Annotated in this window: 9 protein-coding genes and 1 tRNA gene; 7 read left to right on the top strand and 3 right to left on the bottom strand. The window is 45.7% G+C overall.

The features are described from left to right. The first annotated feature begins 2 nt into the window (after positions 1-2). The 6 genes from fabD (at position 3) to fur (ending at position 9,657) form a co-directional block, all read left to right on the top strand. Complete coding sequence (fabD, locus tag KJA68_RS09900; protein WP_281412160.1) at positions 3-938, top strand: ACP S-malonyltransferase; 936 nt, start codon at positions 3-5, stop codon at positions 936-938. A gap of 14 nt (positions 939-952) precedes the next feature. Beyond that, complete coding sequence (gene fabG, locus KJA68_RS09895; protein ID WP_213036776.1) at positions 953-1,696, top strand: 3-oxoacyl-ACP reductase FabG; 744 nt, start codon at positions 953-955, stop codon at positions 1,694-1,696. A gap of 666 nt (positions 1,697-2,362) precedes the next feature. Further along, on the top strand, positions 2,363-3,523 hold the full coding sequence (locus KJA68_RS09890; RefSeq protein ID WP_213036775.1) for an efflux RND transporter periplasmic adaptor subunit: 1,161 nt from the start codon (positions 2,363-2,365) through the stop codon (positions 3,521-3,523). 8 nt (positions 3,524-3,531) lie between these two features. Next, on the top strand, positions 3,532-6,669 hold the full coding sequence (locus KJA68_RS09885; RefSeq protein WP_213036774.1) for an efflux RND transporter permease subunit: 3,138 nt from the start codon (positions 3,532-3,534) through the stop codon (positions 6,667-6,669). Between the two features lie 61 nt (positions 6,670-6,730). Then, positions 6,731-8,173, top strand: coding sequence for an efflux transporter outer membrane subunit (locus KJA68_RS09880; protein WP_213036773.1), 1,443 nt, complete (start codon positions 6,731-6,733; stop codon positions 8,171-8,173). A gap of 1,058 nt (positions 8,174-9,231) precedes the next feature. Beyond that, a complete protein-coding gene (gene fur / locus KJA68_RS09875; RefSeq protein ID WP_213036772.1) occupies positions 9,232-9,657 on the top strand; it encodes a ferric iron uptake transcriptional regulator in 426 nt (141 codons plus the stop codon). A gap of 129 nt (positions 9,658-9,786) precedes the next feature. Here fur and KJA68_RS09870 read toward each other — a convergent pair whose 3' ends face one another. The 3 genes from KJA68_RS09870 to KJA68_RS09860 form a co-directional block, all read right to left on the bottom strand. Then, complete coding sequence (locus KJA68_RS09870) at positions 9,787-10,857, bottom strand: ABC transporter ATP-binding protein (protein ID WP_213036771.1); 1,071 nt, start codon at positions 10,855-10,857, stop codon at positions 9,787-9,789. A 100-nt stretch (positions 10,858-10,957) separates the two neighbouring features. Next, positions 10,958-12,403, bottom strand: coding sequence for an ABC transporter permease (locus tag KJA68_RS09865; RefSeq protein WP_320412127.1), 1,446 nt, complete (start codon positions 12,401-12,403; stop codon positions 10,958-10,960). A 210-nt stretch (positions 12,404-12,613) separates the two neighbouring features. After that, positions 12,614-13,642: an extracellular solute-binding protein gene (locus KJA68_RS09860; protein ID WP_213036770.1), complete on the bottom strand. Its 1,029-nt coding sequence runs from the start codon at positions 13,640-13,642 to the stop codon at positions 12,614-12,616. Positions 13,643-14,208: 566 nt separating this feature from the next. Between KJA68_RS09860 and KJA68_RS09855 the strand changes: the two genes are divergently transcribed. After that, positions 14,209-14,282, top strand: a tRNA-Met gene (locus KJA68_RS09855). Positions 14,283-14,339 lie beyond the last annotated feature (57 nt).

Here is a 14,339-nt window from a genome sequence, read left to right as displayed (position 1 = left end):
CGTTGAAGACCAGATTTGCTTTTGTCTTTCCAGGCCAGGGTTCGCAATCACGAGGCATGATGCATGGCTATGCCGATTTTCCTATGGTGCGTGACACCTTTATGGAAGCATCCGACATATTGCATCAGGATCTTTGGCAATTAGTAGCGGAAGGCAACGATAGCGAACTGAACGCTACTGTGAATACCCAGCCTCTCATGCTGACGGCCGGGGTGGCGGTATTTCGTGCTTGGCAAAGTCTGGGAGGCCCAGCTCCCGCAATGTTGGCCGGACATAGTCTCGGCGAGTATACCGCACTGGTAATCAGTGGAGCACTCGATTTCTCTGATGCCTTGTTGCTGGTTCGTTTTCGGGCTGAATGTATGCAGGAGGCGGTGCCGCAAGGAGCAGGCGGTATGGCAGCCATTCTTGGACTGGATGACGAAATCGTGCTTCAGGTTTGTAATGCTGCTGCGCATGATGAGGTGCTGGAAGCGGTAAATTTTAATGCTCCAGGACAGGTTGTCATTGCCGGTAATGTGGCAGCAGTTGAGCGGGGAATTGGTTTGGCAAAGGCCAGGGGGGCAAGGCGTGCGTTGATGCTTCCAGTGAGCGTACCCTCGCATTGCAGCCTGTTACGCGGAGCGGCTGAACGATTGCGCACCAGGTTATGTGACATAAACATGCAAGTACCTGGGATTCCAGTGGTACACAATGCCGATGTGGAAAGTTATATGGACCCCCTCTCTATTAAAGACGCGTTGGTGCGTCAACTGTATTCGCCTGTACGCTGGGTGGAAACCGTGCAGTATTTCAGCCGGAATGGCATGTCATATAATGTGGAATGTGCGCCAGGTAAGGTGCTGGTGGCGCTAAATAAGCGTATTGACAGTAATCAGCACGCATTGGCCTTGAATGATAGTTTGGCCGTGAAATCCGTATTGGAAGTATTGCTATGAGTGACGGAGGGTAAATGGACTTGCAGGGACAGATTGCTTTGGTTACAGGCGCCAGTCGTGGTATCGGACAAGGTATCGTGCTGGAGCTAGGCAGGCTGGGTGCGACTGTGATTGGTACCGCAACGACTGAAAAAGGAGCGCAGGCAATCAGTGAATATTTGGCAGCAGCTGGTATTCAGGGTAGTGGTATGGAACTGAATGTTAATGATGTTGTGCGAATTGATCAGGTAGTTAGCGAAATTCGTAAGAAATATGGTGAGATTTCCATTTTGGTGAATAATGCTGGGATAGTTCGTGACAATTTGCTTGCGCGGATGAGTGACGATGAATGGGATGATATTATTATGACCAATCTGAAATCGGTATTCCGAATGAGCCGTGCTGTGCTGAGAGCAATGATGAAGGCACGCCATGGTCGTATTATCAATATCTCTTCGATTGTTGGCAGTATGGGAAATGCAGGGCAAGCCAATTATGCTGCATCCAAGGCCGGGATGATTGGCTTCAGCAAATCGCTGGCCCGCGAAGTTGCGAGTCGTAACATCACTGTTAATTGCGTTGCTCCGGGGTATATCGTGACAGATATGACTGATTCACTTTCGCAGGAGCAACGTGAAAAACTTGCTGAGCATGTGCCGCTAAAACGTTTGGGGCAAGCGGTCGATGTCGCTGCTGCTGTAGCTTTTCTTGCTGGGCCGGGTGCGGCTTATATCACTGGTGCAACATTGCATGTAAATGGCGGGATGCATATGGATTGATATACTGTTTTTCCATTTCAACAAGCCGCTCTTACTGGATTGATGTCCTAGAATGAGTTAGGTGAACGTATTGGTAATTGCAGTGTCATGGATTATGGTTAGCCCGGTTAGATGTTGCATAATGGTTTTTAGTTATAAGCTATCAAATTTCAGTTTCTAGGATTGTTTAAAAAATCATTTAAGGTGTGGGTAGGTGAACAACGCACTCCGACTTTATGGATGTATATCCGTTTCAGATTGGAGATTGGGTTTTGAGCTGATATTGCATTTTATATCCGGATAGGCTATGTCTATAGCCTATCATTTGTTTATTTCATAAATGTAAATCAGTTGCCGCGCAGGATTTGTTAACAGGAATTGTGTTTCCGGGCTTTGAGTATATTGGTTTTTACTGGCCGCGTTCTTACTCTAGAATATATTCCCAGTGGTACTTTATTGATTAGGCATTTATTTTTTAGATACTTACTGAAATTTCAAGATTATTTTTCTATTTTCTCAGCCCACTTTTGAGGTGTGCTCAAAGCAGATCTCTTGCAGTTGATGTTCGAAATTTTTTGGATTCCGACCATTTGTCCATATGTAAGTAGCGTTTTAAAATTTTTTGAAAGTGATAATCTTCAGCGAACATTAAGGATTACGATGGAGGAGTAATTTACTGGAGATATAATGAAACAAGAGGTGAGCTTGTTAAAAAGAAAGGTGTTTTTAGCGGTTGCATTTGTATCTGCGGCACTTACAGGTTGCGGTTCTGGTGAGAGCCAAAAAAACTCAGAGATCAATATCCCCTCACCTCCTGAAGTGGATGTAATCACCATTACGCGGAGCTCAGCAGTACTCACTCAAGATTTGCCTGGTCGTATTCAGGCATTTCGCACCGCTCAGGTGCGGGCAAGGGTAGAGGGGTTGGTCGAAAAGCGCATTTTTACTGAGGGCAGCAATGTTGAAAAGGGAGATTTGCTGTACCAGATTTTTGCGCGCAATTATCAGACAGCCTATGACGCAGCTAAAGTAGAGCGGGCCATTGCCCGTCAAGCATTGGCACGCTACAAATATCTGTTTGGTCTAAAGGCTGTTAGCCAACAGGAATTTGAATTGGCAGAAGCTAGGTTCAAGCAGGCCGAGGCGGTTTTTTCCAAGGCGCGGGAAGATTTGGACAACACCCGTGTGCCAGCTCCGATTTCAGGCCGAATAGGTCGTTCACAAATAACCGAAGGGGCGCTGGTGGGCCGTGAAGAGGCTACCTTGCTTGCCATAATCGAACAAATAGACCCTCTTTATGTAAATTTTACTCAATCCGGTTCTGATCTTTTCCGGCTTCAGCAGGCGATCAATGAGGGAAAGTTGGGACGAACTGGGCTTAAAAGGGTTGAACTGGTTCTGGAGGATGGCAGCATTTACCCGTTATCTGGCACATTCCTATTTTCGGATCTTGCCGTTGATCCCAGTACAAACAGCGTTTCGCTTCGAGCCCTGTTTCCTAACCCAAAACAGGAATTGCTGCCGGGCATGTTTGTACGCGTTCGCTTTCCGGAAGCGAAGCTTGAAAATGCGATCAAGATTCCGCAGCGATCATTGTTGTCAGATGCCCAAGGACAATATGTGATGGTTGTTGATTCACAAGGCAAGGTGGCGGTACAGCGGGTTAAGGCAGGCAGTATGGCAGGTGGGGATTTTATTATTGTTGAAGGGTTGAGTGGCGGGGAAAAGGTGATCGTCAATGGAGTGCAAAAAGCTCGCCCAGGCGCTATGGTGAAGCCCGTAACCATAAAACAGGGTGTGATTGAGGTTTCCTCGATAGCACTGCCCACATCCCGGGCAGAAAAATAAATTTTGGCATGCTTTCTAGTTTCTTTATAGATCGCCCCATTTTTGCATGGGTTATCGCTTTAATAATTCTGCTTGGAGGCGGACTCGCATTGCGCGGTCTGCCTGTTACTTCTTATCCCGCGGTGGCGCCACCGGCGTTGGCGATTACTCTTACTTACCCAGGTGCATCTGCCAAAGTGGTAGAGGAAACTGCTGTCGCTCTGATTGAGCAAGAATTGAACGGTATTGAGCATTTGCTCTATATGGATTCTTCTTCTGAGCTTGGCCGTGGCACAATCACGCTTACTTTTGAAGCTGGTTCCAATCTGGATATTGCATCGGTTGAAACTCAAAATCGTATTAAGCGCGCTGAAGCACGTTTGCCTGAGGATGTCCGCCGCATGGGGGTCACGGTGGCCAAGTCTGCGAGAAACTACTTAATGTTTGTTTCATTGGTTTCGCCAGATAAAAGTCTGGATAACGTGGCACTGGGAAGCTATGCAGCCACGAACTTGCTGGAAAGCATTCGCAGAGTGCCGGGAGTAGGAGAAGGGATACTTTTTGGTACGGAATATTCGATGCGAATCTGGCTTCATCCAGAAAGGCTTCATGCGTTTGGTATATCCCCAGGGGATATCACGCGAGCGGTGCGGGCGCAAAATATTCAGCTTGCTATAGGGGAGCTTGGACAGTTGCCAGCCAGCAAGGGGCAGCAATTAAACGCCGTGATTGTAACCAGAGGTAGGCTTTCAAACCCAGAAGAATTCGGCAACATTATAGTGCGCGCCAATTCGGATGGCTCAACAGTCCGAGTCAAGGACCTGGCAACAGTGGAACTGGGTGCGCAGGATTATTCGGTTGCAGCGCGTCTTGACGGGCAGCCTTCTTCGGCGATCGCCATCAGGTTGTTACCTGGTGCGAACGCATTGGATACAGCCAAGGCAGTCAAGGCCAGGATGGCCGAATTATCGAAATCTTTTCCAAAAGGAATCAGTTGGATAGTTCCATATGATACTTCCAGGTTCGTAGAAATCTCCATACAGGAAGTTCTAAAAACTTTGGCAGAAGCGATGGTTCTGGTCTTTTTAGTGATGTATTTGTTTCTGGGCAACCTTCGGGCTACGGTCATTCCAGCGATTGTGGTACCTGTTGCTCTTGTTGGGGCTACTCTCGGTCTGTACATATTAGGTTATTCGATTAACACGTTAACGCTATTCGCTATGGTCTTGGCCATAGGCATTGTGGTGGATGATGCCATTGTGGTTGTAGAAAATGTCGAGCGCATCATGTCGGAGGAAGGGTTGTCGGCCCGTGAAGCCACACGCAAAGCGATGGGGCAGATTATCAACGCGATTATTGCGATTACTCTGGTACTGATTGCGGTATTTATCCCGATGGCATTCTTTAGCGGTTCTGTAGGAACCATCTATAGACAATTTTCTATAACATTGATTTTGACTATTGCTTTTTCAATGTTAATGGCATTGACGTTGACCCCGGCTCTGACAGCAACATTGCTGAAGCATACACAGACTCACCCGGTGCTTGCTAGAAAAGGGTTTTTTGGTTGGTTCAATCGTTTTTTTAGCAGGGTGACTCAACGATATCAATCCGGTGTGGGACATGTCCTGAAAAGAACCGGTTTCTATCTTGTTATTTATGTTGTCATATTGGTTATGGTTGGAGGACTTTTTGCACGGTTGCCAACCAGCTTTCTGCCTGAAGAAGATCAGGGTTATTTTATAAGCTTGATTCAGTTGCCTCCAGGTTCGACTCGCGAACGGACAATTGAAGTTCTGACGCAGGTTGAGAAATTTTATTTAAAGCAGCCTGAAGTTGAGCATGTCATTGGAGTGGCTGGTTTTTCTTTCTTTGGTCGTGGGCAGAATGCTGCCATTACTTTTGTCAGGCTCAAGGATTGGGATGCACGCCCTGTGCCAGAAAATTCTGCTTCTTCATTGGTTCAGCGTGCTAATAAGACATTGTCGCGTATCAAGCAGGCGATGATCTTTCCAATTAATGTACCCCCGATTCCAGAATTGGCTGCTGTTGGCGGATTTGATTTTCGGTTGCAGGATCTTTCGGGTCAAGGACGGGAAAAGTTACTTGAGGTGCGAAATATGGTTTTGGGTTTGGCCAGCCAGAATTCAGCACTGATTGGAGTGCGGCCTGAAGGACAGGAGGCGGGACCACAACTGAGATTGGATGTGGATCATCTCAAGGCAAGTGCACTGGGAATCGATTTGGCGGACTTAAATGAAACTCTTCAGTCAGCATTAGGCGTGGCCTATATCAATGATTTTGTGCGTGAGGGGCGTATCCTGCGGGTACAGATGCAAGCTGACCCCAGTATGGCTATGACTCCTGAAAAAATTTTGCGTCTTCCGGTGCGTAATGCCCAGGGCGCAATGGTGCCCTTGTCGGAAATAGCCTCCCAGCGATGGGAAGCCGGATCGCCCAAACTGGATCGTTACAATGGACTGCCATCAATGAAAATTTCTGGTGGGGCAGCACCCGGTCATAGCAGCGGTGAAGCAATGGCAGCAATGGAAAAAATTACCAGCCAGATTCCTCCAGGCTTTGGGTATGAATGGTCTGGAACTTCTTACGAAGAGCGGCTGTCGGGTAGTCAGGCCATATTACTTTTTGGTTTATCACTAATTGCTGTTTTCCTTTGTCTTGCTGCGCTTTATGAGAGCTGGTCAGTTCCATTGGCAGTTTTGCTGGTAGTGCCCATTGGCATTCTGGGCGCATTGCTGGCCATGACTTTGCGAGGTATGCCGAATGATGTGTATTTTAAAGTGGGGCTGATTGTCATAATTGGCTTGTCTGCCAAAAATGCGATTCTGATCATAGAATTTGCACGCGATCTGCAGGAACGTGGGGCCAGCCTGCTGGATGCTACTCTTGAAGCATGTAGATTAAGGTTCCGGCCGATATTGATGACATCTATTGCCTTTATTTTAGGTGTTCTGCCATTGGCTATTTCTTCCGGGGCCGGAGCCAATGGCCGTCAAGCCATAGGTACGAGTGTCATGGGTGGAATGATAGCTGCTACCGTCCTGGCTGTATTTTTGGTGCCGGTATTTTTTGTGGTTGTTCGGCGGATATTCCCGGGACATATATCCCGGTATTCGGAGAAGAATGGTTTTCCAGTCAAAAATTGATGTAACCATAGAAATGAAGTTGCGCATAACTAATTATTTTTTAACAATTAGAAAATTATTCATGCTACTGCTCAGCAAGTTTTTGCTTGTGGCATGTGCAGCTGGGCCAGACTATAAAAGTCCGGATATGGATTTGCCTGAATCCTGGGAAACCAAGTCAGTTACGAGTAGTCAAGTCGCAAAGAAGCCGGTAATGGCTGCAGGAGAACGGTGGTGGAGTTTATATGCTGATCCGGTTCTTGATAAGATTGAGGATGAAGCACTTGCTCATAATGTAGATGCCCAGTTAGCTGTTGCAAAGATATTGGAAGCGCGTTCGCAGTTGGTAATTGCAGAATCGGATTTGTACCCAGAGGTCAATGTCAATGGAGCGAATTCCCGTACTAAACGGAGTATTAATCCAGGGCAATTCATTCCACCAGTCCGTATCATAGATTTTTCAAGAATCATCCTGCAAGCCAGCTATGAACTGGATTTATGGGGAAAATTTCGCCGGTCCACTGAAGCCGCGCGCGCCGATCTTTTTGCCAGGAAATTTAACATCGATGCGGTTCGCCTGTCGCTAACTTCACAAGTGGCTCAACAATATTTCTCTTTATTGGCAGCGGATGCCCAAGAATCAGAAATTCGTCGAATACTGGCTGGACGTCAGGAACGTTTGCTCCTGGACAAGAAGCGTTATGCGGTTGGTGCTATTTCGGAATTTGATCTGCATCAGTCCAAAGCTGAGGCTGAAAATACCCAAGCGCAACTTGTCATGATTATAGGGGTTAGAGATCAGTTGGAAGCGGGCCTGGCTTTATTGTTGGGTCGTTCGCCACGTGAATTGATGCATGCCAGGTTGGAGCGTGGTCATCCTACTCTTGTGAATGTTTGGGTTCCTGACGGTTTGCCGGCAGAATTATTGTTCCGCAGGCCAGATCTTCAGGAAGCAGAACAAAATTTAATTGCAATGAATGCGCGTGTTGGAGTTGCGCGCGCGCAGTTTTTCCCTGCTATCAGTCTGACCTCTTATCTTGGGAGTGAAAGCATTTCGTTTTCTCGTTTGTTTACGGGGCCAGCGAGTATTTTTCAATTTGCTGCGGGGGTTGCCCAGCCAATTTTTAATGCTGGACGTATTGAGTCGGGTGTAAAGATTGCAGAATCCCGCCGAGAACAAGCTTTGTTGCAATATAAATATGCAGTTGCAAATGCCTTTACTGATGTGCGCAAGGCTTTGCTGGCACAAGATACTGCTCGCCAGAAACTGGTTGCCGAAACTGCGCGCGGTAGCGCGCTTGAAAAGGCGCATAAGCAAGCTGAAGTTCGCTATCGAGTGGGGATTTCAAGTCGCCTGGAGTTTTTGGATGTAGAAAGAAATTATCTGCTGGCGCAACTGAATCGAATTGACGCAGAGCGAGATCAGCGTATTGCTGTCGCTGATCTGATGAAGGCGATGGGTGGTGGCTGGCAGCAATCCCGAGCCAAAGAGACAATTAGTGCATTACCATCTAGAAATGGCTAAAGGCAGAGTTATTTCAAATTAAATCATGCTTTTTGATTAATCAATGTGGTTACTTGGGGAAGTAATATTGCTAATTTGTTTCTGCGAAAAATATAATTAATTGTTTATGTTGATGTTTTATTTAATCTGGTCAGAAACAATCCGGATCGAATGTATTGATGCTGCTAAAAAATAAAGTTATCGGTATTATCAGGTTGGATAATTCTTGTATACTTCCGGCATGAAGGATGATTCTGTTTAACCGGTCATTTAGTTTGGTTTTTCAGTCTGCTACTTTCAGTTATTTGAAGTCTGGCAATTAGGATTTTAAACGGGTACATGAATGCCAGATCATTATGTGTACAGCATTTTCTGGTAGTGAGCCTGGTATCAATGTGAACGTACTTTGATCATTGGTCTTGATTGTTTCGGTGCGCGTTTTTTTAGACTCCCTAAGTGGAAGGTTTACAGGGGGAAACAGATATTACCGGAAACCGGACAAGTATCTTCTAAGGGATATGAGTAAGCCTGATTATTTCCGGAAAAACTCCTAGATTAAGAGTATAGATGCTACCCGAATCAAAGTAGCAAATAAACCTGAAATCAGTTTCAGCCGTAAAAAAATCGGCAAACGCCTCAACTGTCATATTGGGTAGGGGGCAGTTCTTTAGAGCAGGTGGCTGAGTTTTCGCCATCTTCAACACTTCAGCTGGCATTGGACGAGGCATTGCGTCCAATGTCAGCATACAGGATACAATGAAATTTGCGGATAAATTTATTGCACATGGGTATTGGCTGTCGTAAAACAGCGAACAAAACTTTACGTTCGCCATACAGGCTTGAAGAGGCATGATGTGGGCCGAGTTTGTATTTTATATTTAGAAATTTTTGTGTCTGAATATGAAGTTGGTTGTACTGCATTTATTAATCTTACGATTGTTATGCCTGGCTGGATTAAGCGATGATATGCGGGTACGATGCTAGTACGTTGTGCATGGCTATTTATCGCAACATAGGGTTAACAATGGCAATATGAACTTGTTGTCAGTTGCTTAATTAAAATTTAAAAGGATAATTCAATGTCTACACCAAACAACCTTAAGACTGTTGGTCTCAAGACTACATTGCCCCGTCTTAAAATTCTTAATCTGTTTGAAAGTGCAGCAGTACGGCATTTAAGCGCAGAAGATGTTTATAAGATGCTGATCGAAGAAGGGCTTGATGTTGGATTGGCAACAGTTTATCGTGTACTTACACAGTTTGAACAAGCAGGATTGCTTGTTCGTCATCATTTTGAAACTGGAAAGGCGGTGTTTGAGCTGAATAAAGGTGGACACCATGATCATTTAATTTGTTTGCAATGCGGTCGGGTTGAAGAATTTCATGATCCGGCGATTGAAAAGCGTCAAATTAAGATCGCAGATGAACTTGGCTTTAAGATTCGAGATCATGCCCTCTACCTTTATGCGGACTGTACCAAGGTTAATTGCCCTTACAAGTCATAAATGTATTTCAGGAGGAGGGAACGAAACGACCACTTCTGATGCGGGGAAAGTTTAATTCACTTTGCGATGTTAAGGATCAGGCTGCTATTTGATTTTCGGATTAGGCAATTTCACTTAATGGGCAGGTAGTCAGCTATCAACAGGAAAAGTAATTACATGATCTACTTCTAGACGGATCCCGATCTGTTCGCCAATAGCGTGGACATGATGGCTGGGGACAAGGGACAATACCCGGTTTCCGCTAGGCAGGCGTAAGGTATAAAGGATATCCGCACCACGGAATGCTTTATGCTCCACTAAGGCAAGCAAGGGGCTTGCGTCATCATGTACGATATCGTCCGGGCGTAGCAACACTTCTACGGTGGTGTTTTTGCATTTTATGCCTTTGCGTTCTGCTAAAGTGCGGTTGCCCGGAATTTCACAATATAGCAGGCCGAGTTCAATTTCTACCTGGTTTGTATTTAGCACTTTACCTGGCAGGAAAACCCCTTGGCCGACAAAATCGGCAACAAAACGATTTGCAGGTACATGGTACAAATTATATGCCTTGTCCCACTGCTGGATTTCACCATTTTGCATGACCCCGATAACGTCGCCCATTGCGAAAGCTTCATGTTGGTCATGAGTGACAACTATCGCAGTTGTTCCTTGTTGTTTAAGGATGTCACGTACTTCAAGCGAGAGTCTTTCGCGCAAATCAACATCCAGGTTGGAAAAAGGCTCATCCATCAATAGTAGATTCGGGCAGGGGGCTAGTGCTCTGGCCAGAGCAACCCGTTGTTGCTGTCCACCAGAAAGTTCATGAGGGTAAGCAAGTCCACTCCCTTCAAGGCCGACAGTGTGTAGCAATTCATCCACACGTTTATTACGTTGGGTTCTGGGCTGTCCATGCAAGCCAAAACCTACATTGGCAGTTACGTTCAAATGGGGAAACAGTGCGTAATCCTGGAATACCATGCCAATGCGTCGTTTTTCTGCGGGCATGGTAAAACCGGGAGAACTTACTTGTTGACCATTTAAAATGATTTCCCCATTGGTAATAGGCTCAAATCCAGCGATAGCCCGGAGCACAGTGGTCTTGCCGCACCCGGAAGGCCCAAGCAGACAACCAATTTCCCCTGCGTCAAGCGCAAATGACAGATTGCGCAGCACGGTTCGTGAATTGTAAGACTGACTGACGTGTTTTAGTTCAAGTAGCATGGTGATTGGGGTGTTAAGTCCGGCAAAAATTTTCTTGGTCGAGATTCAAAAATTTGTATTGTTTTTTCAGCATTTGAACTATGCAGAAAGCAGGACGAAGTTACCTTGATCGGTATCTGGTTAGCAAAATTACAGGTACAAGACCGATTAGTACCAAGGATATGGCGGGTAATGCTGCACGGTTCCATTCGCCTGCAGCGGTCATTTCAAATACCCGGACAGCCAGTGTATCCCATCCAAAAGGGCGGGTCATCAGAGTAATCGGCATTTCTTTCATTACATCCACGAATACTAAAGTGGCTGCCGTGAGCAGGCTGCCGCTAAGCATGGGCAGATGGACGCGGGCGATCAGGCGGCTGCCGGAAATGCCCAGGCTACGTGATGCTTCATCCACGTTGCGGGTGATGCGGTGCATTTGGCTATCTATCGGGCTGTGAGCGACCGCCAGAAAACGGATCAGGTATGCTGTAAGCATAACCATTAAAGAGCCTTGTAAAAGAGGGGTCTGTATCCAGCCCATAGCAATTAGCCGATTATCCAGCCATGCAACAGGAACAAACGCCCCTACTGCCAGTACTGTGCCCGGGAGAGCGTAACCAATTGTGGCAATACGGGAGGCAATGCGTAATGCCAGCCCTGGCCGCTGTCGTGAGCTATAGCTTAATAGAAGGGAAAACGATCCTGCCAGCAATGCAGAAAAAGTTGCCAGAATCAAGGAATGCCAGAAAAAATCGAAATAGCGTACATCAAAATCCTGCCCGATGATCTCCAATGTCCACAATAGCAATTGAGTGACTGGTACGATAAATCCAAGTGTAAGTACCGCAAAGCAATAACCGGTAGCCATCCAAGCGCAAGTGCTAGAAAGATGGATACGGGCCTGTACACTGTGCTTTCCAGCTTGAGTATAGTTCATACGCGTTCGGGTTTGTTGTTCTGCCAGCAATACTACCAGCACAAATACAATCAGAATTGATGCCAGCTGTGAAGCGGCTTGTAGCGAAAATAACGAGAACCACGCTTTATATATTGCAGTAGTGAAAGTATCGTAGTTGAATATGGCAACAGTACCAAAGTCTGCCAGGGTTTCCATAAGGGCCAGCATTGCACCACCTGCGATCCAGGGGCGTGCCATCGGTAGCGCTACACGGAAAAAACCAACGGTTGGTGATAGTCCGAGGGATTGGGCTACCTCAAGAGCCTGCCTGCCTTGAGTTGAAAATGCGTTGCGGGTAATCAGGTACACATAGGGATATAGTGCTAAAGTCATTACAGCGATTACTCCGCCTCTAGAACGGATTGGAGGAAATTCAGTCAATCCCCACCATTCTCGAGCCAGGGTTTGGATAGGGCCGATAAAATCGAGTAGGCCAATTGCGACAAATGCAGTTACATAGGCTGGGATTGCCAATGGCAATAATAGTGCCCAGGAAAAGTATCTACGACCGGGGAACTCGCAAACAGCAGTAATCCATGCCAGAGAAACACCTAATAGTACTACGCCCAAGCCGACCCCGAGCACAAGCCAGAAAGTATTGCTGATCAATTCAGGTAGCTGAAATTGTAGGAGATGTGACCAAATTTCTCGTTCAGGTGTGAGCAATGAGCACATTACCACCGTCACAGGAATTAAAGTCAGCGAGGCAATGAATATTGCTGTAATTGTCCAGCCGCTTGGGAATCGAAATTTAAATGTAAAAGCGCCCGCTGTGGGCGCCTTTACAGTGGATTTAGGTAAGTGATGCATCAATAATATTTATTTATATCCGGTACGATCCATCAATTTTACCGCAGTGGCCTGCAATTCACCTGCTTTAACTAGATTGGTAGGATTTTGTTTGAATTGCCCCCATGCCGCAATCTTGGCATCAGGTTTTATTTTCGGGTTTACGGGATATTCCATGTTTATATCGGCAAACAGGTTTTGTGCTTTGTCTGAGGACAGCCATTCCAGGAATTTAACTGCTTCTGCTTGATGCTTGGCGTGGCGAGTGATGCCAGCTCCTGAAACATTTACATGTACGCCACTGTCCTTAATATTTTGATTTGGCCAGAAAATTGCAAGTGGCAGTTTAGGATTTTTTTTCAGCAATCCCCCAAAATAGTATGTGTTTGCTATCGTGAGATCACACTGACCGGCAACCACTGCCAGCATTGCTCTGGAATCATCAGAAATAGGAGAGGTGGCAAGATTATTCACCCAGGATTTAATGATCTGCTCAGTTTTTGCTTCACCATATTCATGGATCATCGTGGCAACTAATGATTGATTATAAACAGATTTTGATGTTCTCAAACATAGTCGCCCTTTCCATTTCGGATTACCCAAGTCTTCGTAAGTAGAGAGGGCGGAAGGCTTTACCTTCGCCCTATTGTATATGATGGTGCGTGCTCGTACTGATAGGCCGAACCATTGGTTTGCTGGATCGCGGAGATGGGAAGGAATGTTATCCAGAAGCTTTTGGGATTGCACGGGTTGTAATAATCCCAGATTAGTCGCTTGCCAAAGGTTTCCCGCATCAGCAGTAATAAGCATGTCAGCCGGCGTATTGGCCCCCTCTGCTTTAAGTTTCTGCAGTAAAGCTCCTTCTTTGTCAGTGAGGAATTTAATGGTTGTGCCGGTTTCTTTAGTATATGCGTCAAATAACGGCTTGATAAGTTGTTCGTTGCGTGCAGAGTACACAACAATTTCATTGGCTGCATTTGCAGCAAAGGTTACTGTAAGGATGAAACTCGCAAAAATAATGTTTCGAAAGCACTGAAAGTAAGGCAGGGATTTGTCCATATGTATCAACTCCAGGGTGTCGAATGTTAGGTAACGTAATATCCAGATAGATACTCATGAATATATATGTAAATGATAATTATTAAATTAAGGATGGTCAAACAAATACTGTGGGATATTGAGTGAGTGCCTATAAAGACTAAGCTAAAGTCATTCTGAGAAAGATGAACGTGTCTATCATGTAAGGGCTGATCGAGGGGGGTTCAACCAACATAATCGAAATTTCAATACAATAGTTAAAGACTTCAAACGACTTCAAAAAAGATTGGTCAGTCATTCTAAAACAAAAGATCCAATATAAAGAGTGAGACATAAAATTCATGGGTAGATATTCTTTAACAATCTAGGTGTTGCACTTCATATTCGGACGTAAGCTATTCAAGTCATTATTCATTATTTAGAATTGATAAATCGGGAGGGGGAAATAATAATATTCCGAGATAATGTTTTCCGAGATAATGTTTTCCGAGATAATGTTTTCCGAGATAATGTTTTCCGAGATAATGTTTTCCGAGATAATGTTTGACAAAGGATAACGGGCTTGCTATAGTTCAATTCTTCGCTGACGCGGGGTGGAGCAGTCTGGCAGCTCGTCGGGCTCATAACCCGAAGGTCGTAGGTTCAAATCCTGCCCCCGCAACCGTAGATTGCAAATGCAATTACAGCAGCCTGTTCTTTAAAAGTTTACAGACAACCG

Origin of the sequence: Candidatus Nitrotoga fabula, from assembly GCF_905221025.1 — a bacterium.
GTDB classification, from domain to species: Bacteria; Pseudomonadota; Gammaproteobacteria; order Burkholderiales; family Gallionellaceae; genus Nitrotoga; species Nitrotoga fabula.
The sequence above is the reverse complement of the archived record's forward strand: the minus strand, read 5'-3'. Positions and strand labels throughout refer to the sequence as shown.

Excerpts from the sequence above, each read along its gene's own strand:
- fabG (WP_213036776.1), top strand. The coding sequence starts at position 953 with ATGGACTTGCAGGGACAGATTGCTTTGGTTACAGGCGCCAGTCGTGGT.
- KJA68_RS09890 (WP_213036775.1), top strand. The coding sequence starts at position 2,363 with ATGAAACAAGAGGTGAGCTTGTTAAAAAGAAAGGTGTTTTTAGCGGTT.
- KJA68_RS09885 (WP_213036774.1), top strand. The coding sequence starts at position 3,532 with ATGCTTTCTAGTTTCTTTATAGATCGCCCCATTTTTGCATGGGTTATC.
- KJA68_RS09880 (WP_213036773.1), top strand. The coding sequence starts at position 6,731 with ATGCTACTGCTCAGCAAGTTTTTGCTTGTGGCATGTGCAGCTGGGCCA.
- fur (WP_213036772.1), top strand. The coding sequence starts at position 9,232 with ATGTCTACACCAAACAACCTTAAGACTGTTGGTCTCAAGACTACATTG.
- KJA68_RS09870 (WP_213036771.1), bottom strand. The coding sequence starts at position 10,857 with ATGCTACTTGAACTAAAACACGTCAGTCAGTCTTACAATTCACGAACC.
- KJA68_RS09860 (WP_213036770.1), bottom strand. The coding sequence starts at position 13,642 with ATGGACAAATCCCTGCCTTACTTTCAGTGCTTTCGAAACATTATTTTT.